Origin of the sequence: Rugosimonospora acidiphila (assembly GCF_039543385.1) — a bacterium.
In the GTDB taxonomy this organism is placed as follows: Bacteria; Actinomycetota; Actinomycetes; order Mycobacteriales; family Micromonosporaceae; genus Rugosimonospora; species Rugosimonospora acidiphila.
Genome location: NZ_BAABJQ010000006.1, coordinates 398093 through 419764, shown reverse-complemented (window position 1 = coordinate 419764; position 21672 = coordinate 398093). Strand labels below are relative to the sequence as shown.

General features: G+C 71.3%; 15 protein-coding genes and 1 rRNA gene. 14 read left to right on the top strand and 2 right to left on the bottom strand.

The window, feature by feature from the left end; genetic code table 11:
* The first annotated feature begins 10 nt into the window (after nucleotides 1–10).
* A 5S ribosomal RNA gene (gene rrf, locus ABEA87_RS14025) occupies nucleotides 11–127 on the top strand.
* A gap of 120 nt (nucleotides 128–247) precedes the next feature.
* Here rrf and ABEA87_RS14020 read toward each other — a convergent pair.
* The gene (locus ABEA87_RS14020; RefSeq protein WP_345629550.1) at nucleotides 248–865 is read right to left on the bottom strand and encodes a hypothetical protein; all 618 of its coding nucleotides are present in this window, start codon (nucleotides 863–865) and stop codon (nucleotides 248–250) included.
* A 140-nt stretch (nucleotides 866–1005) separates the two neighbouring features.
* Here ABEA87_RS14020 and ABEA87_RS14015 point away from each other — a divergent pair, with 140 nt between their 5' ends.
* The 3 genes from ABEA87_RS14015 to ABEA87_RS14005 all read left to right on the top strand — a co-directional run bounded on the left by ABEA87_RS14015 (nucleotide 1006) and on the right by ABEA87_RS14005 (nucleotide 5621).
* Nucleotides 1006–3696, top strand: a complete 2691-nt coding sequence (locus ABEA87_RS14015) for a valine--tRNA ligase (RefSeq protein WP_345629613.1) — start codon at nucleotides 1006–1008, stop codon at nucleotides 3694–3696.
* A gap of 115 nt (nucleotides 3697–3811) precedes the next feature.
* Nucleotides 3812–5083: a bifunctional folylpolyglutamate synthase/dihydrofolate synthase gene (locus ABEA87_RS14010; protein ID WP_345629611.1), complete on the top strand. Its 1272-nt coding sequence runs from the start codon at nucleotides 3812–3814 to the stop codon at nucleotides 5081–5083.
* Between the two features lie 76 nt (nucleotides 5084–5159).
* Nucleotides 5160–5621 carry a DUF4233 domain-containing protein gene (locus ABEA87_RS14005; RefSeq protein WP_345629548.1) on the top strand — a complete coding sequence of 154 codons (462 nt, stop codon included), beginning with the start codon at nucleotides 5160–5162 and terminating at the stop codon, nucleotides 5619–5621.
* Nucleotides 5622–5664: 43 nt separating this feature from the next.
* Here the strand turns inward: ABEA87_RS14005 and ABEA87_RS14000 are convergent, their stop codons facing one another.
* The gene (locus ABEA87_RS14000; protein WP_345629546.1) at nucleotides 5665–7956 is read right to left on the bottom strand and encodes a VOC family protein; all 2292 of its coding nucleotides are present in this window, start codon (nucleotides 7954–7956) and stop codon (nucleotides 5665–5667) included.
* A gap of 321 nt (nucleotides 7957–8277) precedes the next feature.
* Here ABEA87_RS14000 and ndk point away from each other — a divergent pair, with 321 nt between their 5' ends.
* The 10 genes from ndk (at nucleotide 8278) to obgE (ending at nucleotide 21657) form a co-directional block, all read left to right on the top strand.
* On the top strand, nucleotides 8278–8691 hold the full coding sequence (ndk, locus tag ABEA87_RS13995) for a nucleoside-diphosphate kinase (RefSeq protein WP_345629544.1): 414 nt from the start codon (nucleotides 8278–8280) through the stop codon (nucleotides 8689–8691).
* A gap of 161 nt (nucleotides 8692–8852) precedes the next feature.
* Complete coding sequence (ileS, locus tag ABEA87_RS13990; RefSeq protein ID WP_345629543.1) at nucleotides 8853–12005, top strand: isoleucine--tRNA ligase; 3153 nt, start codon at nucleotides 8853–8855, stop codon at nucleotides 12003–12005.
* A gap of 93 nt (nucleotides 12006–12098) precedes the next feature.
* Nucleotides 12099–12800, top strand: coding sequence for a lysophospholipid acyltransferase family protein (locus ABEA87_RS13985; protein ID WP_345629609.1), 702 nt, complete (start codon nucleotides 12099–12101; stop codon nucleotides 12798–12800).
* A gap of 86 nt (nucleotides 12801–12886) precedes the next feature.
* Entirely contained in the window at nucleotides 12887–14878 is a 1992-nt protein-coding gene (locus ABEA87_RS13980; protein ID WP_345629540.1) for a TIGR03960 family B12-binding radical SAM protein, read from the top strand.
* Entirely contained in the window at nucleotides 14875–15648 is a 774-nt protein-coding gene (locus ABEA87_RS13975) for a TIGR03936 family radical SAM-associated protein (RefSeq protein WP_345629538.1), read from the top strand. Before ABEA87_RS13980 ends, ABEA87_RS13975 begins: the two co-directional genes overlap by 4 nt.
* 116 nt (nucleotides 15649–15764) lie before the next feature.
* Nucleotides 15765–18566 carry an Rne/Rng family ribonuclease gene (locus tag ABEA87_RS13970; RefSeq protein WP_345629536.1) on the top strand — a complete coding sequence of 934 codons (2802 nt, stop codon included), beginning with the start codon at nucleotides 15765–15767 and terminating at the stop codon, nucleotides 18564–18566.
* Between the two features lie 75 nt (nucleotides 18567–18641).
* A complete protein-coding gene (locus ABEA87_RS13965) occupies nucleotides 18642–19172 on the top strand; it encodes a hypothetical protein (RefSeq protein ID WP_345629534.1) in 531 nt (176 codons plus the stop codon).
* 245 nt (nucleotides 19173–19417) lie between these two features.
* A complete protein-coding gene (rplU, locus tag ABEA87_RS13960) occupies nucleotides 19418–19732 on the top strand; it encodes a 50S ribosomal protein L21 (protein ID WP_345629532.1) in 315 nt (104 codons plus the stop codon).
* A 9-nt stretch (nucleotides 19733–19741) separates the two neighbouring features.
* Nucleotides 19742–19999 (top strand): 50S ribosomal protein L27, encoded by a 258-nt coding sequence (gene rpmA / locus ABEA87_RS13955; RefSeq protein WP_345629531.1) that lies wholly within the window; start codon nucleotides 19742–19744, stop codon nucleotides 19997–19999.
* Between the two features lie 221 nt (nucleotides 20000–20220).
* Nucleotides 20221–21657 (top strand): GTPase ObgE, encoded by a 1437-nt coding sequence (gene obgE / locus ABEA87_RS13950; protein ID WP_345629530.1) that lies wholly within the window; start codon nucleotides 20221–20223, stop codon nucleotides 21655–21657.
* Nucleotides 21658–21672: the final 15 nt, after the last annotated feature.

Genomic DNA, 21672 nt, shown 5'->3' with positions numbered 1-21672 from the left:
TTCATAGTGTTACGGCGGTTTTAGCGGTGGGGAAACGCCCGGTTACATTCCGAACCCGGTAGCTAAGCTCACCTGCGCCGATGGTACTGCACTTGTGAGGGTGTGGGAGAGTAGGACGCCGCCGGACTTCTTTCTTCAGGGGTGCCCCCAATTTTGGGGGTGCCCCTGAAGTGTTTCTACCGCCAAAACCCCCGGCGAAAGACAGCGTGGGTGAGCGCCGACCGTTCTTCTGATGCGGTCGGCGCGGTCAGTTCTGGTGTTCCATTGCGGTGCGCAGCTCGCGCATGAGGCCAGCGGATTCGTCGACCGAACGGCCGGGGAACAGCGCGACCGCGAGGCTGTCGTGGTCGGCCCAGCCGCACACCGACATCGCGCCGCCGTCGCCGTTGCTGGTGCCGCACCGCATGGTGCCACCCAACGACCCCGCCGACACGTCGTGCAGGCCGGTGATCGACCCGCTCCCATCGTCGAGCAGAGCCAGCGCGCTGGCCAGCTGCTGATCCGGCGAGGCGAGGTCGCCGGTACCGCCGAAGAACAGCACCAGGTCGTCCTTGTTGGCCGGATCGCTGTAGACCGCACCCAGGGTCGACCGGAGACTGACGTCGGCGCCCAGCGCGTCGCGCAGGTAGTCCGCGGTCTGCGCGGCGTCCGCCGCGGTGTCGTGGTGCAGCTTGCCCACCGTCTGCGGAGTGGTCAGCGTGCTGCCGGAGTGGTGCCGGCGCCAGTCGATCACGCCGAACGTGCCCACCGTCGCCACCAGCACGGCGCCGACCGTACCGAGCGTGATCCAGTGGCGACGGGACCAGCGCGGGGATGTCGGCTCCTCGGCCTCGTCAACAGGCTCAAGGAGCGGCAGTTCGGACACTAGTACTCCCTTGGACTGGTCGGTCGGAGCATAACAGCGCGCGCCCGTAAACTCGGTGCGTGACGACGAGACGGCAACCTTCGGGTACTACCACGGCAGCCGAGCAGGGGGACGGGGCTTTCCCCGAGGGCCGCACCGACCTGCCCGCGCAGTACCAGCCCGGTGAGGTCGAGCAGCCGAGGTACGAGCGCTGGGTGTCCGCCGGCTACTTCACCCCGGACCCGGCCAGCGGCCGGCCGCCCTTCGCGATCGTGATCCCGCCGCCCAACGTGACCGGATCGCTGCACATCGGCCACGCCCTGGACCACACGATCCAGGACTCGCTCATTCGCCGGCGCCGCATGCAGGGCTACGAGACGCTGTGGTTGCCCGGCATGGACCACGCCGGGATCGCCACCCAGAACGTGGTGGAGCGCCAGCTCGCCGGGCAGGGCACCAGCCGGCACGACCTCGGTCGCGAAGCCTTCGTCAAGAAGGTCTGGGAGTGGAAGGCCAGCTCCGGCGGTTCGATCCTGGGACAGATGCGCCGCCTGGGCGACTCCGTGGACTGGTCACGCGAGCGGTTCACCATGGACGAGGGCCTGTCCCGGGCGGTACAGACGATCTTCAAGCGGCTGTACGACGACGGCTTGATCTACCGCGCCGAGCGCATCATCAACTGGTGCCCGCGCTGCCTCACCGCGCTGTCCGACATCGAGGTCGAGCACTCCGAGGACGAGGGTGAGCTGATCTCGATCCGGTACAGCGACGAGATAGTGGTCGCCACCACCCGGGCCGAGACGATGCTCGGCGACACCGCGGTCGCGGTACACCCCGACGACGAGCGGTACCGCCATCTGGTCGGCACCGAGGTGACCCTGCCGCTGACCGGGCGGCGCATCCCCGTGGTCGCCGACGCGCACGTGGACCCCTCGTTCGGTACCGGCGCGGTCAAGGTCACCCCCGCCCACGACCCGAACGACTTCGAAATCGGCCAGCGCCACAACCTGCCCAGCATCACGATGATGGACGAGCGCGGCGTGATCACCACTCACGGGCCGTTCGAGGGGCTGGACCGGTTCGAGGCCCGGCCGGCGGTCGTGGCCGCCCTGCGCGAGCAGGGTCTGATCGTCGCGGAGCGCCGCCCGTACCTGCACTCGGTGGGGCACTGCTCGCGCTGTGGCACCACCGTCGAGCCGCGGCTGTCGCTGCAATGGTTCGTCAACACCGGCCCGCTGGCCAAGGCGGCCGGCGACGCGGTGCGCGACGGACGGGTGCGGTTCGAGCCGGCCGAGCTGTCCAAGCGGTACTTCGCCTGGGTCGACAACATGCACGATTGGTGCATCTCCCGCCAGCTGTGGTGGGGCCACCGGATCCCGGTCTGGTACGGGCCGGCCGGCGAGATCGTCTGCGTCGGACCGGGCGAGCAGCCGCCGAGCGGCGAGGGCTGGCGGCAGGACGAGGACGTGCTCGACACCTGGTTCTCCTCGGCGCTGTGGCCGTTCTCCACGCTGGGCTGGCCGGCCGACACCCCGGAACTGCGCAAGTTCTACCCGACCAGCGTGCTGGTCACCGGGTACGACATCCTGTTCTTCTGGGTGGCCCGGATGATGATGTTCGGCCTGTACGCGATGGAGGGCCGGCAGCCCTTCGACGTCGTCGCGCTGCACGGTATGGTCCGCGACCAGTTCGGCAAGAAGATGTCGAAGTCGTTCGGCAACGTGGTGGACCCACTGGACTGGATCGAGCGGTTCGGCGCCGACGCGACGCGCTTCACGCTGGCCCGCGGCGCCAACCCGGGCGCGGACGTGCCGGTGTCGGAGGAGTGGACCCAGGGCTCCCGCAACTTCTGCAACAAGCTCTGGAACGCCACCCGCTTCGCGTTGATGAACGGCGCGCACAACCGGGGCCCGCTGCCGCCGGCCGAGCTGCTGTCCACCGTCGACCGCTGGATACTGTCCCGGCTACAGCACGTCGTGCAGGAGGTCGACGAGCAGTTCGAGCGGTACGAGTTCGGCAAGATCTGCGACACGCTGTACCACTTCGCGTGGGACGACGTGTGCGACTGGTACCTGGAGCTGACCAAGCCGGTCATCGGCAGCGACCCGAACACCCAGCGGGTGCTCGGACACGTGCTGGATCAGGTACTGCGCCTGCTGCACCCGATCATTCCGTTCGTCACCGAGGAGCTCTGGCTCGCCCTGAGCGGGGCGGCCAGTCCGGCGGCCGAGACGCCGACCGAGCCCGGTACGGCCGAGGCCACCAACACGGACGCTGCCGCCACGGACGCCACCGCCGGCCCGGCGAGCATTGTGGTCGCCGAGTGGCCGGTGCCGGACAAGACCTACGTCGACGACGCCGCCGAGGCGGAGATCGCGAGCCTCCAGAAGGTGGTCACCGAGGTCCGCCGGTTCCGTTCCGACCAGGGGCTCAAGCCGGGGCAGCGGGTCGCCGCCCGGCTGTCCGGCCTGGCCGCCCTGAGCCTGGCCGAGCACGAGCCGCTGATCCGGGCGCTGGTGCGGCTGGACCAGGACGGCGCTGACTTCACCGCCACCGCGACCCTGCCGATCACCGGCGGGGTGGCCGTCGCGCTGGACACCCGTGGCGCCATCGATCTGGGCGCTGAGCGGGCCCGACTGGAGAAGGACCGGGCGGCCGCCGAGAAGGAGCGGGCCGGGGCCGAGGCCAAGCTCGGCAACGCCGAGTTCCTCGCGAAGGCGCCGGAGCCGGTGGTCAACAAGATCAAGGCGCGGCTTGCCGCCGCCGAGGCCGAGCTGGCCCGCACCAACGCCGCGCTGGTCGCGCTGGGCGGCGCCGGCGTGGCCACCGACGATCCCGAGGTGCGGTCATGACGGTACGGGTGGGCAGGGGCGCCGGCCGGCGCCCGTACGGTGCTCGGGGCGGTACCCGGTGAGCGACGAGTTCAACGAGGTCAACGCCGAGCTGGAGGCGCGCGGGTTCACCCGGATGGTCTTCGAGCTCGACCGGATCGAGGAACTGCTGGACCTGCTGGGCAGCCCGCAGCGTGCCTACCCGTCGATCCACCTCACCGGTACCAACGGCAAGACCTCCACGGCCCGGATGATCGACTCCCTGCTGCGCGCCCACGGCGTGCGGACCGGCCGGTACACCAGCCCGCACCTGGAGACGGTGCGGGAACGCATCTCGATCGAGGGCGAGCCGATCGACGAGCGGCGCTTCGTCGAGGTGTACCGCGAGGTGCGGCCGCTCGCCGAGTTGGTCGACGCGAAGACCGGGGAACAGCTGACCTACTTCGACATGACCACGGCCATGGCGTTCGCGGCGTTCGCCGACGCACCGGTCGACGTGGCAGTGGTCGAGGTCGGGCTCGGCGGCGCTGAGGACTCGACCAACGTGCTGCACGCGCAGACCTGCGTGATCACGCCTATCGGGCTGGATCACACGGAGTGGCTCGGCGACACGCTGACCGACATCGCGACCGCCAAGTCCGGGATCATCCACGAGGGCGCGACGCTGATCCTGGCGCTGCAGGACGAGGAGGCCGCCGCGCCGATCCTGGAGCGCTGCCTCGAGGTTGGTGCGACCGTCGCCCGCGAGGGCAGCCAGTTCGGCGTGGTACACAGGGATCTCGCGGTGGGCGGGCAGTTGCTCACGCTGCAGGGGCTGGGCGGCATCTATGAGGATGTCTTCCTTCCGCTGCACGGCGCGCACCAGGCGCAGAACGCCGCCGTCGCGTTGGCCGCCGTCGAGGCGTTCCTGGGCGCCGGGACGGCCCGTACGCTGGACGGCGAGAACGTGCGGGCGGGCTTCGCGGGTACCACGTCGCCCGGACGGCTGGAGCGGGTGCGCAATGCGCCGACGATCCTGCTGGACGCCGCGCACAACCCGCACGGGATGGCCGCGACCGTGACCGCGCTGGAGGAGGAGTTCGCGTTCCGGCGGCTGGTCGCGGTCGTCGCGATGCTCGCCGACAAGGACGTGTCCGGCGCGCTGGACCTGCTTGAGCCGGTGGTGGACGCGGTGGTGGTGACGCGCAACAGCTCGCCCCGGGCGATGCCGCCGGCCCAGTTGGCGGAGTTGGCGGTCGAGGTGTTCGGAGAGGATCGGGTACACGTGGAGCCGGAATTGCCGGACGCGATCGAGGCGGCGGTCAACCTGGCCGAGGAGGACGTCGACGCCGGCATCAGCGGGGTGGGCGTGATCATCACGGGCTCGGTGATCACGGTGGCCGACGCGCGGAAGCTGCTGCGCCGATGATCGAGCGCGGTGAGCGAGTCAGGAAGCCCGACGCCGCCGGATCCGGCGGCCCGGGCGGGTCCAACGAGGCGGCACGATGAGCACGCGGGACGGCGACGTGGGCGAGCAGGCCGGTGGCGTTACGGACAGCGGCGGCCCGCAGAGCAGCGACGCGGGGACCAGCGGCGCGGGGAGCGATGGCGCGCCGGTTGCCGAGGGGCCGCGCTCGGGGCTGCGCAACCCGGCGGGGGCCGTGCGTGGGGTGGGCGCGGGCGCCCTGGCCCTCGAGGCACTCGTCCTGCTGCTGGCGATCGTGCCGCTGACCAAGATCAGTACTCACGTGACCGGTGCGGCCATCGGGTCGGTGCTGGCCCTGGCGGCGCTGTGCGTGGTGCTGGCCGGAATGCTGCGCCGCCGGTGGGCGTGGCACGCCGCCACCGTCCTGCAGGTCGCCCTGTTCGCGTGCGGGCTGTTCCACGTGGCGCTGGCCGTGCTGGGCGTCCTGTTCGGCGCCGTGTGGGTGTACGTGCTCTACGTGCGGCGCAGCATCACCGGCTAGCGCCGGTACCCGGATCGGAGCGGCACGATTCGGCGCCACGGGTTCAGCGGCGCAGGTCCCACCGGATCAGGGCGATGCCGTGGCCGTCCGGGTCGCGGAACGCCGCCGACCACAGCTCCAACTGGTCGTACCGGCTGACCGCGCGGGGCCGGTGGACGAAGTCGATCCCCCGGGCGCGCAGGTCCTCGTACGCGCCCTGCACGTCGGGTACCTCCAGCATGAGGTGCACCAGCCTGCGATCGACTGGCTCCATGTCGGCCACCCGGCGCAGTTCCACCCGGCAGTCCCCGGACTCCAGTACGGCGCTGCCCAATCCCATGTCGACCTGCACGAAGCCCAGCGTGTCGCGGTAGAAGGCGACCGACCGGCCCAGGTGGGACACGAACAGCCTGACGCTCACGCCCCGTACGCCGCTGGGTTCGGGCTGCCCGGGTGGCGGAGTGACGGTCAGGTACGCGTCGGATATCTCGCCGTCCTCGGCGAGGTCGCCGACGACCGACGAGCGGGGCATGGCCCGCACCGCGGGCGCGGCGGACAGCACGTGCTCAACCCGCAGCGCTCCGCCGCGCTGGCGAGGGGGAGCCACGGGCGCCGCCTGCGCGGGGGCTGGCGCCTGCGCGGGGGCTGGCGTGCCGGGCGCCTCAGTGGTGGCCGGCGCCTGAGTGGTGGCCGGCGCCTGGGCGGCGGGCGGGGCGGCCGGGGTTCGGGTGTCGGCCGGGACCGGTGTCTCGGTGGGACCCTGCGTCGGGGTCAGACGCTGGGCCGGGACGAGCCCCTGGGTCTCGGCGAGCCCCTGGGTCGGGGCCGTGCCGGGGGCCGCAGCGGAGCCGGGCGTCGGGGCCGGGTCGGAGGGGGCGTCGACCTCGGGCGCCGAGAAGAGGCTGAGCGCCAGGTCGAAGTCGTCCGCCGCGTCGAAGTCGTCCGCCCCCACGAAGCCGTCCGGCGCGTCGAGGCTGTCCGCCGGGTCGAGGTCGTCCCCCGCGTCGAGGTAGTCCGCCGCGTCGAGGTAGTCCACCGCGTCGAGGTAGTCCGCCGGAGGTGCCGTGATCGAGCCGGTCATGGTCGACTGGCCGGCGAACCCGGTCTCGTCGGCCACCTGAACTGGCCGGTCCGTTGGCGGCTCGGCGGTCATCACCGCACCGGGTTCGTTCGGCTCCAGCATCTCCTCCCGGGCCGGCCGGCGCGGACGCGGCGACGGGCGCCGCCGGCCCGAGGTCCGTCCGGGGCCGCCGGGCGTGCCGTCGGGCGGCAGGCCCGGCCCGGAGGGGACTCCTCCCGCACCGGAGGTGTCCACCCCGGGAGATTCGCGGATGCCCGGAGACTCCTGAATGTCCGGGGACTCGCTGATGTCGGGCGATTCCTGGATCCCTGGGGCCTCCTCGATCCCGAATTCCTCGACCCCGGGCTCCTCGATCCTGAACTCCTGAACCTCAGGGAAGTCTTGGCTGTCGGGGAACTCCTGGTTGTCAGGGAAGTCTTGGCTGTCGGGGAACTCCTCGGGGAAGTCTTGGAGGTCGGGAGAGTCTTGGAACTCGGGGGACCCCTGGACGTCGCGGGGCTCTTGGACCTCGGCCGGCTCCCAGTAGTCCTCGGTCGAGGTCTCCGCGAAGCCCGGCACCCGCTCGCCGGCCACCGGCTCATCCGGTGGGGGCGCGAACTCGTCGTCGAAGTCCGGCCCCAGCACATCGGGGAACACCAGGTCGGGGATGACGGCGAGGTCGTCCTCGGCCGGGGAGACGCGGAAGACCGTGGGGTCCATGAGGTCCAGCTCGATCACCCGGTCCGACGGGTCGGCCGTGCCGGCCTCGGCGGCGGGGCTCTCCTCCACCGGGTAGCCCTCGTCGACCTCGACCGGGTAGTCCTCGTCGAGCAGGTCGCCGAGGTACGTCTCCTCGACCGCGTCCTGGTCGTCCTCCGCGAACTCATCGCCGGCCATCGTGCTGGCGACGTCGCCGTGGGAGCGCACGTTGTCCCACAGCACCCGTACCCGGCGCCGGTCGCCGATCGCGACCAGGATCGGCAGCGTGCTGCCCTCGTGCGGCCACTTCGCCACCGGTACCCCGGTCTCGCGAATCTTGACCGCCACGTCGTCCGTACCGGGTGAGTGCACGATCAGCTGCATGGTGCACCGCCCGTACAGGGCCGAAGCCGGCGGAGGTGAGCAGCTTTGCACGTTCGCGGTGCCGGGGACGTACGCGAACTCGCGGCTGTTGAGCCCGGAGACGACGTACAGGCCCAGGCCCGCGGCCAGGACCGCCAGGCCGAGCGCAGCCATCACCCAGCTGCCGGCCCCGGCGCTAGCGCAGATCATGAAGACCGACAGGACAACCAACACGACCGAGACGACGGTACGGCGGTCGGACACCGTCCAACGGCGAGTCCTTGGCACGCAGAACCTCCCCGGTTATTGCCAGGCTAATTCGCCAGGCTAAGCGGCTTTGGCCAACCGCGAAAGGCCCAATCGGGGACAGTCTGGGTACCGACTGTCGCCTCGGCCGCTCGGGCCGCCGGTCGGGGCGCCCTCCGGCTTCGAGCGAGCCCGTGGGGACACCGGTCACCGTCCGATTTATGCCGATCACCGTGCGGTCACTTCGGGACCTCCGGCGTCCCGGTTCATGGCGCCGGATAGGCTGATCCTTGGGCGAAGGAGGTCAACGTGTCCGAGCGGACGCTGGTATTGATCAAGCCGGACGCGGTGCGCCGTGGGCTGGTCGGTGAGGTTATCGGCCGGTTCGAGCGCAAGGGCCTGGTGATCGAGGCGATGGTGCGGCGCACCATGGACAGCGAACTGGCCGATCAACACTACGCCGAGCACGTGGACAAGCCGTTCTACCCGCCGCTGAAGGACTTCATGACCGGCGGCCCGCTGATCGCCGCCGTGCTCTCCGGCGACGAGGCCATCGACGTGGTACGCAAGCTGGTCGGCGCGACCGACGGTCGGGCCGCGGCGGCCGGCACCATCCGGGGCGACTTCTCGCTGTCCAACCGCGAGAACCTGGTGCACGCCTCCGACTCGACGGACAGCGCGAAGCGCGAGATCGGGCTGTGGTTCCCGGAGCTGGCTGACTGACCCGCACTCGCCGGGTCAGCTGCGAAAACGTCGACGATTCGGGACCACCGGATCGGGTATTCTGGGTCATATCGGCGTCGATCCGGCGCTCATTGGTGAGCAACCGGTGAGCAGCAGTGCGGGTGTGCCTCATGCCGACCGCAGCGGAGCGAGGGTCCGGCATGAGCTATCCGAAGAATTCTTCACGGGCCGGGGTTCCGGCCGGCCCCGACCTGCCGGCGCTGGAGCGCGGCGTTCTTGAATTCTGGGCCGCTGACAAGACCTTCGAGGCCTCGGTGCGGTCGCGGCCGGCCGGCAGCGAGTACGTCTTCTACGACGGGCCGCCGTTCGCCAACGGTCTGCCGCACTACGGCCACCTGCTGACCGGTTACGTCAAGGACGTGGTGCCGCGCTACCAGACGATGCGCGGGCGCCGGGTGGAGCGCCGGTTCGGCTGGGACTGCCATGGCCTGCCCGCCGAGGTCGAGGCGGAGAAGCAACTCGGCATCACCACCAAGGCCGAAATCGTGAACCTGGGCGTGGACCGGTTCAACGAGGTGTGCCGCACCTCGGTGCTGCGCTATACCCGGGAGTGGGAACGCTACGTCAGCCGGCAGGCCCGCTGGGTCGACTTCGCCAACGACTACAAGACGCTCGACCGGGACTACATGGAGAGCGTCGCGTGGGCCTTCAAGAGCCTGTACGACAAGGGTCTGATCTACGAGGGCTTCCGGGTGCTCGCGTACTGCTGGCGATGCGAGACTCCGCTGTCCAACACCGAGACCCGGATGGACGATGTGTACCGGGACCGGACCGATCCGGCCTCGACGGTCTGGTTCGAGCTGGAGGCCCGGCGGCCGGCGGACGGGGCGCGGGCCGGCCCGGCGGACGGTCCGGTGCGGATCCTGGCCTGGACCACCATGCCGTGGACCCTGGTGCCCAACGTCGCGCTGGTGGTCGGGCCGGACATCGACTACGCCGTGCTGGAGTACGAGGGGCACCGGTATGTGCTGGCCTCCTCGCGGCTGTCGGCGTACCAGAAGGAGTTCGCCGGAGCGCTGCGGGTGGGTACGGTCAGGGGCAGCGAGTTGGTCGGCCGCGGCTACACGCCACTGTTCGACTTCCTGGTCGACCGCCTGGTCGACGTGCCGGCCGCGTTCACCGTGCTGTCCGGTGACTTTGTGTCCACACAGGACGGTACCGGCATCGTACAGGTCGCGCCGTCCCACGGTGAGGACGACTTCAACGTCTGCACGGCGGCCGGGATTCCGACGATCCTGACCGTCGACGACCACACCCGGTTCACATCGATCGCGCCCCGGTTCGAGGGGTTGCAGGTATTCGAGGCGAACCGGCCGCTGCTGCGCGAACTCCGCGAGCGGGGTGTGCTGGTGCGCCAGGACTCCTATGTGCACTCGTACCCGCACTGCTGGCGATGTGACACCCCGTTGGTGTACAAGGCGGTGTCGTCCTGGTTCGTCGCGGTCAGCGGGTTCAGGGACCGGCTGGTCGAGCTGAACCAGCGCATCGAGTGGACTCCGGGGCACCTCAAGGAGGGCTCGTTCGGCAAGTGGTTGTCCAACGCGCGGGACTGGTCGATCAGCCGTAACCGGTTCTGGGGCTCACCGATCCCGGTGTGGAAGTCCGACGACCCGAACTACCCGAGGGTCGACGTGTACGGCTCGATCGCGGAGTTGGAGAGCGACTTCGGTGTCGCGGTGGCGGACCTGCACCGTCCGGCGATCGACGCGCTGACCCGACCCAACCCCGACGACCCCACCGGCGGGTCTGTGATGCGGCGCGTGCCAGAGGTGCTGGACTGCTGGTTCGAGTCCGGGTCGATGCCGTTCGCGCAGGTGCACTACCCGTTCGAGAACCGGGAATGGTTCGAGAACCACTACCCGGGCGACTTCATCGTGGAGTACGTCCCGCAGGTGCGCGGGTGGTTCTACACCACGCACGTGCTGGCGACCGCGCTGTTCGACCGTCCGGCGTTCCGCCACGCTCTGGTACACGGCACCCTGCTGGGCGCCGACGGCCGGAAGATGTCCAAGAGCCTGCGCAACTACCCGGACGTGTACGAGGTGTTCGACACCTACGGCGCCGACGCGATGCGCTGGATGCTGATGTCGTCGCCGGTGCTGCGCGGCGGCGACATGCCGGTGACCGAGACCGTGATCCGGGACGCGGTACGTCAGGTGCTGCTTCCACTGTGGAACGTCTGGTACTTCTTTTCCTTGTACGCCAACGCGGAGGGGTCCGAGGCGACGCGCCGGGTGGATTCCTCGCACCCGCTCGACCGGTACCTGCTGGCCAAGACGGGGGAACTGGTTCGCGCGGTCGGGGCACACCTGGACGCGCAGGACATCAGCGCGGCGTGCCGCTCGATACGGTCCTATGTGGACGCACTAACCAACTGGTATGTGCGCCGATCGCGTGACCGGTTCTGGGCCGGCGACCGGGACGCGCTGGACACCCTGTTCACCGTGCTGGAGACGCTGTGCCGGGTGGTCGCCCCGCTGCTGCCCCTGACCGCCGAGGAGATCTGGCGCGGGCTGACCGGTGACCGGTCGGTGCACCTGACCGACTGGCCGAACCCGGCCGAGCTTCCCGACGACCATGAGCTCGTGTCCGCAATGGACAGAGTGCGCGAGGTGGCCTCGGCCGCGTTGTCGCTGCGCAAGGCGCGAGGGTTGCGGGTACGGCTGCCGCTGGCGTCGCTGACCGTGGCCGCGCCGGACGCGGGGACCCTGCGGCGGTTCGTCGACCTGCTGCTGGACGAGGTCAACGTGAAGGCGGTGACGTTCACCGAAGACCTGGCCGGCTACAGCGAGCGGGTGCTCACCGTGGTGCCCCGGGTCCTCGGCCCGCGCCTCGGCGGACAGGTGCAGCACGTGATCCGGGCGGTCAAGGCCGGCGACTGGGCCGTCTCCGACGCCGGTGTCATCGCCGGAGGCGTCACCCTCCAGGAGGGGGAGTACGAGCTGAGGCTGGTCGCCCGCGACGCGGACCGCTCGGCTGCGCTGTCCGGCGGCGAGGGCGTGGTGGTGCTGGACCCGGAGGTCACCCCCGAGCTGTACACCGAGGGGCTGGCCCGCGACGTGGTCCGGGCGGTGCAGCAGGCCCGGCGGGAGGCGGGTCTGGACGTCACGGATCGGATCCGGGCGAGGATCGAGGCGGGCCCGGAGGTCGCCCTCGCGGTCGACCGGCACCGGGATTTCGTGGCCAGGGAGACCCTCGCGGTGTCGCTGGAGCTCGCCGCGGCCGGCGATGACGCCTTCGCCGGCGAGGCGGGCGACGGCGAGCCGGTGCGGGTGTCGGTCGCGCGTGCCTGACGTGTTTCACCTCTCCATCGGCCCCGGAGATTGCCGTTTGGTGGCCAGGATCGGCTACCGTGAACCCCCTTGTTCGCGGGACCGGAGGCGGGTGTGTCGGCGCTCTACAAGCTGGGGCGGTACACGGTAGGGCCGGTCGTGCGGGGCCTGTGGCGGCCCTGGACCGACGGTTTGTCCCACCTTCCCGCCGAGGGGCCGGCGGTACTGGCCAGCAATCACCTCTCGGTCGCCGACTCGATCTTCCTGCCCCTGGTGGCACCCCGGGAGATCGCGTTCCTGGCCAAGGCGGAGTACTTCACCGGGGACGGGCTGCGCGGGCGGGCCACCGCCGCGTTCATGCGCGGGATCCGGCAGATCCCGGTCGAGCGGGGCAACGGCCGGGCGGCGCTGTCGGCGCTGGACATCGCGCTGACCGTGCTGCGCGAGGGCAACCTGTTCGGCATCTACCCGGAGGGCACCCGGTCGCCGGACGGCAAGCTGCACCGCGGCCACACCGGGATCGCCCGGATCGTGCTCGAGGCTCGGGTACCGGTGATCCCGGTGGCCATGATCAACACCGACAAGGTTCAGCCGATCGGCGCCCGGCTGCCGCGCCTCGGCCACGCCATCGGGATCCGAATGGGTGCGCCGTTGGACTACTCGGCGCACGCGGACGGGCCGCGAAACCCGAAGCTGCTGCGAGAGATCACCGACGACATCATGGCGCATATCCGGCGCCTGTCCGGCCAGGACTACGTGGACCGGTACGCCAGCCGGGACAAGTCCGTGGGCCCGGCGGCCGACCCGAACGGCTGAGCGGGACGGGGTCGGCGGACCTCCCGGCGCTCCATGATCGGAATGCGCGGCGGTCGGCGACCGGCCCGCCGCGTACCCTGACCGTTATGAGTGTGGCGTCTGATGCCGGTACGAGCCCGCAGCCGGCCCCGAGCGTCTGGCCCCAGCTGGAGCGGCTGCTGCCCCTGGTGAGCAAGCCCATCCAGTATGTGGGCGGCGAACTGGGCGCGAGCGTGAAGGACTGGGGCACGGCCGCGGTGCGCTGGGCGTTGATGTACCCGGACGCGTACGAGGTGGGCCTGCCGAACCAGGGCGTCCAGATCCTCTACGAGGTGCTCAACGAGCAGTCCGACGTGCTCGCCGAGCGCACCTACGCGGTCTGGCCCGACCTCGAGAAGCTGATGCGCGAGCACGGCGTCGGCCAGTTCACGGTGGACGCGCACCGGCCGGTGCGGGCCTTCGACCTGCTCGGCGTCTCGTTCTCCACCGAACTCGGCTACACGAACCTGCTCACCGCGCTCGACCTGGCCGGCGTCGCGCTGTCCGCCCGGGACCGGGGCGAGGACGACCCGGTCGTCGTGGCCGGGGGGCACGCCGCCTTCAACCCCGAGCCGATCGCCGAGTTCATCGACGCCGCGGTGCTCGGCGACGGCGAGGAGGCGGTCCTGGAGATCACCGACATCGTCCGGCGGTGGAAGGCCGAGGGCGCGCCCGGCGGCCGCGACGAGTTGCTGCTGCGCCTGGCGCGTACCGAGTCGGTATATGTGCCGCGCTTCTACGACGTGGACTACCTGCCCGACGGGCGCATCCAGCGCGTGGTGCCGAACCGGCCGGATGTGCCGTTCCGGGTGCACAAGCGCACGACGATGGACCTGGACGCCTGGCCGTACCCGAAGAAGCCGCTGGTGCCGCTCGCCGAGACCGTGCACGAGCGGTACGCGGTGGAGATCTTCCGGGGCTGCACCCGGGGCTGCCGGTTCTGCCAGGCGGGCATGATCACCCGGCCGGTCCGGGAGCGGTCGATCACCACGGTCGGCCAGATGGTCGCCGAGGGGCTGGAGTTCTCCGGATTCCGGGAGGTCGGCCTGCTGTCGCTGTCCTCGGCGGACCACTCCGAGATCGGGGACATCTGCTCGGGCCTGGCCCAGGCGTACGAGGGCAGCAACGTGTCGCTGTCGCTGCCCAGTACCCGGGTGGACGCGTTCAACATCACCCTTGCCGAGGAACTGTCCCGGGGCGGCCGGCGCACCGGCCTGACCTTCGCACCCGAGGGTGGCTCGGAGCGGATCCGCCGCGTGATCAACAAGATGGTCTCCGAAGAGGACCTGATCCGCACGGTGGTGACCGCCTACTCGCACGGCTGGCGCCAGGTGAAGCTGTACTTCATGTGCGGCCTGCCCACCGAGACCGACGAGGACGTGGTGCAGATCGCCCGCCTCGCGCACGAGGTGATCAAGGCCGGCCGGGCCGCCACCGGATCGAAGGACATCCGCTGCACGGTGTCGATCGGCGGGTTCGTGCCCAAGCCGCACACGCCGTTCCAGTGGGCGCCGATGAGCCGGCCCGAGGTCATCGACCACCGGCTCAAGCTGCTCAAGCAGGCGATCAACTCGGACCGCTCGCTCGGGCGGGCGATCGGGTACCGGTACCACGACGGCGAGCCCTCGCTGATCGAGGGGCTGCTGGCGCGCGGCGACCGCCGGGTGGGCGCGGTGATCCGCCGGGTCTGGGAGTTGGGCGCGCGGTTCGACGGCTGGTCCGAGCACTTCTCGTACCAACGGTGGATCGAGGCGGCCACCGAGGTGCTGCCCGGCTTCGGGGTGGATCTCGACTGGTACACCACCCGGGAGCGGGAGGAGCTGGAGGTCCTGCCCTGGGACCACCTGGACTCCGGGCTGGACAAGGACTGGCTCTGGAAGGACTGGCAGGACGCGCTGTCCGAATATGAGCAGGACGACTGCCGGTGGACCTCCTGCTTCGATTGCGGCGTGTGTCCCAGCATGGACACCGAGATCCAGATTGGCCCCAGCGGACGCACCATGCTCCCGCTGACTCCGGTGTCCGGTACCGGCCTGCGCGTCCCCGTGGACGCTCAATGACGCCGAAGCGCCAGCCGGAGTCCAACCAGGCCCCGGTGGTCCAGCGAATCCGGATCCGGTACGCCAAGCGCGGCCCGCTGCGGTTCACCTCGCACCGTGACTTCGCCCGGGCCTTCGAGCGGGGGGTGCAGCGGGCCGGCGTGCCGATCGCCTATTCGCAGGGCTTCACCCCGCACCCGCGGATCTCGTACGCGAGCGCGGCGCCGACCGGTACGGCCAGCGAGGCGGAGTACCTGGAGATCGGCCTGCGCGCTCCGGTCGACCCTCAGGACCTGGTCAAGGCCCTGGATGCGGCCCTCTCGCCGGGGCTGGACGTGCTGGACGCGGTCGAGGCGCGCGGCGGCAGCCTGGCGGACCGCATAGACGCCTCGCACTGGCGGATCGAGCTGCCCGGGGTGGCGCCGGAGGCGCTGGACCGGGCCGTGGCGGCGTTCGAGGCGGCCGACGAGGTGCTGGTGACGCGGCTGACCAAACAGGGCAATCGGACCTTCGACGCGCGGGTCGCGGTGACCCGGATAACGGTCGCCGCGCCGCCCAGCGTGGGTGACGCCGGAACATGTGCCATACTCGACCTTGTTGTACGGCAGGTCACTCCTACCGTTCGACCCGATGACGTCCTGTCCGGCCTGCGTGTCGTGGCCGATCTGGAGCTGCCGGTCCCGCCGAGGGCGATCCGGCTGGCGCAGGGATCGCTGACCGCGCAGGGTGAACTGGTCGATCCGCTGCTGGCGGATCGGGACGGGGCGGCCAGCGGCGCTTCGCCGGCTTAGGCGAGGTTGGCAGACTTCGGTGCGCGCGCTCCGGCGTGGGTGCCGGGAAACACTGAGGCGTCCCTGCGTGGCAGCGTCCTACGCGCCCGGGGAGGCCAGAACTGGAGAACGTCCGGATGCTCGAAGACGAGCCTATGGGTGGCGACACGACCGGCGAGCAGCCGGCTGAGGCCACCACAGCACCCACCCGCCGCGCCCGCACCACGCGTCGGCGAAGCGCCGCCGCCGAGGCGGCCGAGGCGACGACCGCCGGTACCGCTGGCGAGCCGTCCGGAGCAGCCGCGGAGCCGGCCGCCGAGGCGCCCGCCCGCCACACCCGTACCCGCCGCAAAGCAGCCGAAACCGACGAAGCCGTCGAACCCGTGCAAGAGGCGCCAGAAGCCCCCGCCGCGACGACCCGCCGCCGGCGGGCCAAGGCCGCGCCCGCCGAGCCGGTGGCCGAGGCCGAGGCACCGTCCGGGACCGGCGACGCCGCCGGCGAGGGCGGCCCCACCCCGATCGAGGAGCCGGCCGAACAGGCGGGCACCAAGCCGGCCAAGGCCGCGACCTCCAGGTCGCGGCGTTCCAGGGCGAAGCAGGCCGCCGAGGGGACCTCCGGCGGCGAGGCCGCGCCAACCAGCGAGGCCGCACCGCCCCCCGAGACCGCCGAGGCCCCCGAGGCCGAGCCGGAGCCGGCGCCCACCACGGGTCGCCGCCGCCGCGCGGCGGCCACCGTGCTGTTCATGGCGCCCGAGGCCGCCCCGGAGCCGGCCGAGCCCGCGGCGGCCGCGGCAGCCACGGAGGCCGTGGAGGCCGCCGAGGAGGAGACCGAGGCTGGCCGGGCCGGCAGGCGGCGGCGGGGCCGCCGTATCGCCGAGGCGCCGGCCGAGGTCGCCGCCGAGATCGCGGAGCCCGAGCCCGAGCCGGACGAGGCCGAACCCGCCGAGGCCGGCGGGGAAGAGGACGAAGAGGGCGGTGGCCGGCACCGTCGCCGCCGCGGCCGTCGCGGCCGTGGCCGTGGCCGCGGGCACGGCGAGGACGACGAGGCCGAGTCCGAGGAGGAGGCCGCCGAGGAGGCCGAGGCCGCCGAGGAGGAGACCGAGTCCGAGGAGGCGGAGGCCGGCGAGCCGGTCACCCGCCGCCGGCGGCGCCGGCGCCGGGGAGGCACCGGCGACGGCGAGTCGACCAACGAGGACGGTGTGGTCACCGTCGTCAAGGTCCGCCAGCCGCGCGCTCCGCGGGACGAGGTCCAGGGTGTCAGCGGCTCGACCCGGCTGGAGGCCAAGCGCCAGCGCCGGCGGGACGGCCGGGAGCAGCGGCGCACCCGCCCGCCCGTGCTGTCCGAGTCGGAGTTCCTGGCCCGTCGCGAGTCGGTCGACCGCGCCATGGTGGTGCGCGAGAAGGGCGACCGGACCCAGGTCGCGGTGCTGGAGGACGGCATCCTCGTCGAGCACTACGTCACCCGGGCCAGCGCGGGCTCCATGGTCGGCAACGTGTACCTCGGCAAGGTGCAGAACGTGCTGCCCAGCATGGAGGCGGCGTTCATCGACATCGGCCGGGGCCGCAACGCGGTCCTGTACGCCGGCGAGGTCAACTGGGACACCACCGGCCTGGAGGGTCGGGCGCGCTCGATCGAGCACGCGCTCAAGTCCGGCGACTCGGTGCTGGTGCAGGTGACCAAGGACCCGATCGGCCACAAGGGCGCCCGTCTGACCAGCCACATCGCCCTGTCCGGGCGGCACCTGGTCTACGTGCCGCACGGCAACGCGTCGGGAATCAGCCGTAAGCTGCCGGACAACGAGCGCAAGCGGCTGCGCGACGTGCTCAAGTCGCTGGTACCGGAGGGCGCGGGCGTGATCGTGCGCACCGCCGCCGAGGGTGCCTCCGAGGACGAGTTGTCCCGCGACGTGATCCGGCTGCAGGCGCAGTGGGAGGACATTCAGGCCAAGGCCGCCGAGGGCGGCGCGCCGGTGCTGCTCTACGAGGAGCCGGACCTGGTCATCCGGGTCGTCCGGGACCTGTTCAACGAGGACTTCCGGGAACTCGTCGTCCAGGGCGGCGAGGCCTACGACCTGGTGGAGATGTACCTCAAGCACGTCTCCCCGGACCTGCTCGGCCGGCTGCACCGGTACACCGGGGTGTCCGACGTGTTCGCCGAGCGGCGCATCGACGAGCAGATCCTCAAGGGCCTGGACCGCAAGGTGTTCCTGCCCTCGGGCGGAACCCTGGTGATCGACCGTACCGAGGCCATGACGGTCATCGACGTGAACACCGGCAAGTACACCGGCACGGGCGGGAACCTCGAGGAGACGGTCACCCGCAACAACCTCGAGGCCGCCGAGGAGATCGTCCGCCAGCTGCGCCTGCGCGACCTGGGCGGGATCGTCGTCATCGACTTCATCGACATGGTGCTGGAGTCCAACCGTGAGCTGGTGCTGCGCCGGCTGACCGAGTGCCTCGGCCGGGACCGCACCAAGCACCAGGTCACCGAGATCACCTCGCTGGGCCTGGTGCAGATGACCCGCAAGCGGATCGGGCTGGGCCTGCTGGAGGCGTTCAGCGAGACCTGCGAGCACTGCAAGGGCCGCGGCCTGATCGTGCACACCGACCCGGTATCGGAGAAGAAGCCGGCCGCCAAGGCCACCGCGGCCGTCGCCGCGGCCTCGGAGGTTACCGGTGGATCGAGCCGCCGGCGGGCCCGCAGCAAGGCGGCCGCCGCCGCCGAGGCCGCCGCGCCGGCAGAGCCGGTGGCCGAGGAGGAGGAGTTGGTCGCCACCACCTGGGACCCGGACGCGGAGCCGGCCCTGGCCGCGACCTCGGACCAGGCGGAGAGCCCGGACGAGCTCGAGGCGGCCCACGACGAGGACGAGCAGCACGCGGAGGGTCGACGGCGCGGCCGCCGGGGCGGTACCCGCCGCCGTGCCCGTTCCGCCTCCTAGACCGGCGTTTCCGCCCTCGCGCGGCACCTCCTGCGTAGACTCCGACCTGGTCGTGGGCACGCGGGAGGTGACGCGTTGGGACGCTGGCTGACCGCCGGCGCCGCCGCCGGCGCCGCGCTCGCACTGGTCGCGGGGTGCGGCAGCGGTAGCCGTGACGGCGCCACCGTCCGGCCGTCCCAACCGGGTGGCCCGGCGTCGAGCGGCCCGCCGGCGCCCGATCCGACCGCCGCCGACACCCGGACGGTGTGCGTCGCGATCAACCAGGCGGTCGCCCAGGGCGCCACCGCGTTCGGTGCTGACCTGGGCACGATGGTCGGGCACCTGGCCGGCGGCAACCGGGCGGGCGCGGACGCGGCGAAGAGATCGGCCATGAGCGAGCTGGGCGCCCTGTCCGGCAGGGTGCGCACGATCGCCGCGCCCGCCCTCGATCCGGCCCTGCGGGCCGCGGGCGTCAGTACGGCGGACAACCTCGACCACACCGCCGCGGATCCGGACCTGCTGACCGCGGTGAAGACGGCCGACGACCTGAATCTGGTACTCAACCGGATCACGTCGACCGCCTACCCGCTGGCCGCGGTCTGCGTCCAGGATCCCGCCGACCCGTAGCCCGCCGACCCGTAGCCCGGCCGCCAGGGGTGGCGAGGCCGGCCTGGTCATGGAGCCGGCCTGGTGGCGTAGCTGGCCTGGTGGCGGAGCCGGCCCCCGGTTTGGGGCGCCAGGGCATCATGACGTACGCTTTCCTGCGGCGCACCTCCGTGCGCAATGATGTCGCGTGTTCACCCGGCTCATCGAGCCGGCTACCGCGCCAACATGATCCATCCGCCCGCAGCTACGACAGGAGTCCGCGTCCGATGTACGCGATCGTCAAGACCGGCGGCAAGCAGTACAAGGTCGCCGAGGGCGACGTGATCGAGGTCGAGAAGCTGACGGGCGCCCCCGGCGACAACGTGTCGCTCACGGCCGTGCTGCTCGTTGACGGCAGCGACCTGGTGACCGATGCGACCAAGCTCGCCGACGTCGCGGTGACCGGTGAGGTCGTCGCGCACACGAAGGGTCCGAAGATCCGGATCCACAAGTTCAAGAACAAGACCGGCTACCACAAGCGCCAGGGTCACCGCCAGCCGCTGACCCAGGTCAAGGTGACCGGCATCTCGACCGGGAAGTAGGCGTCAACAATGGCTCACAAAAAGGGCGCATCCAGCTCCCGCAACGGCCGCGACTCGAACGCGCAGCGGCTGGGCGTCAAGCGGTTCGGTGGCCAGCTGGTCAACGCCGGTGAGATCCTGGTCCGCCAGCGCGGCACCAAGTTCCACCCGGGCGAGCTGGTCGGCCGGGGCAGCGACGACACCCTGTTCGCGCTGGCATACGGCAACGTGCAGTTCGGCCACAAGCGTGGTCGCAAGGTCGTCAACATCGTTCCAGTCGAGAGCTGAGACAACCGCCTGAGGGCGGGCTGGGACGTCAGTCCCGGCCCGCCCTCGATGGTTTTTGGTGGGTCGGTGGTTTTTGGTGGGTCGGTGGTTTTGGCGGGTCGCTGGGTTTGGCGGGTCGGTGTTCTCGGCGGCCCGCGTGAGGCTCCGCGAGAAGAGCGAAGTGGGAAGCCACCGCCGGTGGCGGGTGTTTCCCTCATAGAAGCAGGGATGGGAGCGTAGCGATGGCCTCATTCGTCGATCGCGTAGTGCTGCAGGTGCAGGCTGGCGACGGTGGTCACGGCTGTGTGTCGATCCTGCGCGAGAAATTCAAGCCGTTCGGCGGTCCGGACGGCGGTAACGGCGGGCACGGCGGGGACGTCACCCTGGTCGTCGATCCCGGCGTGCACACCCTGCTGGACTTCCACTTCCGGCCGCACGCCAAGGCGCAGAACGGCAAGGGTGGCCAGGGCGGCGACCGGCACGGCGCCAACGGTGCCGACCTGATCCTGCGGGTACCCGACGGCACTGTGGTGCAGGACACCGCCGGGAACGTGCTGGCTGACCTGGTCGGCGTGGGCACCAGCTTCCCCGCCGCGCGGGGCGGCCGGGGCGGCCGGGGCAACGCGGCGCTGGCCAACACCCGGCGCAAGGCGCCCGGCTTCGCCGAGCTGGGGGAGCCCGGCGACCGGCTTGAGGTGGTGCTGGAGCTCAAGAGCGTGGCGGACGTGGGTCTGGTCGGCTTCCCGAGCGCCGGCAAGTCCTCGCTGATTTCCGTGCTGTCCGCGGCCCGACCGAAGATCGCTGACTACCCGTTCACCACGCTGGTACCCAACCTGGGGGTCGTGGCGGCGGGCGACGAGACGTTCACCATCGCCGACGTACCCGGTCTGATCCCGGGCGCCGCCTCCGGCAAGGGGCTCGGGCTGGAGTTCCTGCGCCACATCGAGCGCTGCGCCGTGCTCGTGCACGTGGTGGACGCCGCGACGCTGGAGCCCGGGCGCGATCCGGTGGCCGACATCGACGCGATCGAGCACGAGCTGGAGGCGTACGGCGGGCTGGCCGACCGGCCCCGGCTGGTGGTGCTCAACAAGATCGACGTACCGGACGGGCGGGACCTCGCCGAGATCGTCCGGCCCGACCTGGACGCGCGGGGACTGCGCACGTTCGAGATCAGCGCTGTGACCCACGAGGGACTGCCCGAGCTGACGTACGCGCTGGGCGAGATCGTGCGCGAGCGCCGGGCCGCGGCGGCGGCGCCGGAGCCGACCCGGATCGTGATCCGGCCGTCGGCCGTCGACGACGACGGGTTCACCATCGAGCTCGAGGACGACGTGTACGTGGTGCGCGGGCCCAAGCCCGAGCGCTGGGTGCGCCAGACCAACTTCGACAACGACGAGGCGATCGGCTTCCTCGCCGATCGGCTGGCCCGGCTGGGTGTCGAGGACGCGCTCGCCAAGGCCGGTGCGGAGCCGGGCTGCGGGGTGCGCATCGGTACTCGCGAGTTCGACTGGCGGCCCACGCACTTCGCGAAGCAGGAGTTCGTCCCCGGCGTGCGGGGCACCGACTACCGGCTGGAGGAGCCGATCAGCCGACCGTCCGCTTCGCAGCGGCTGGCCGCCCGCAAGGCCCGGCGGCAGCGCCCGGCCGACGAGGTCGCCGCCGATACCGAGAGTGCTTGACGACTCGAACTGTGC

Coding starts and splice junctions, on each gene's coding strand:
- ileS (WP_345629543.1), top strand. CDS start 8,853: ATGAGCTATCCGAAGAATTCTTCACGGGCCGGGGTTCCGGCCGGCCCC.
- obgE (WP_345629530.1), top strand. CDS start 20,221: ATGGCCTCATTCGTCGATCGCGTAGTGCTGCAGGTGCAGGCTGGCGAC.
- ABEA87_RS14010 (WP_345629611.1), top strand. CDS start 3,812: ATGGTCTTCGAGCTCGACCGGATCGAGGAACTGCTGGACCTGCTGGGC.
- ABEA87_RS13980 (WP_345629540.1), top strand. CDS start 12,887: ATGAGTGTGGCGTCTGATGCCGGTACGAGCCCGCAGCCGGCCCCGAGC.
- rpmA (WP_345629531.1), top strand. CDS start 19,742: ATGGCTCACAAAAAGGGCGCATCCAGCTCCCGCAACGGCCGCGACTCG.
- ABEA87_RS14005 (WP_345629548.1), top strand. CDS start 5,160: ATGAGCACGCGGGACGGCGACGTGGGCGAGCAGGCCGGTGGCGTTACG.
- ABEA87_RS13975 (WP_345629538.1), top strand. CDS start 14,875: ATGACGCCGAAGCGCCAGCCGGAGTCCAACCAGGCCCCGGTGGTCCAG.
- rplU (WP_345629532.1), top strand. CDS start 19,418: ATGTACGCGATCGTCAAGACCGGCGGCAAGCAGTACAAGGTCGCCGAG.
- ABEA87_RS13970 (WP_345629536.1), top strand. CDS start 15,765: ATGCTCGAAGACGAGCCTATGGGTGGCGACACGACCGGCGAGCAGCCG.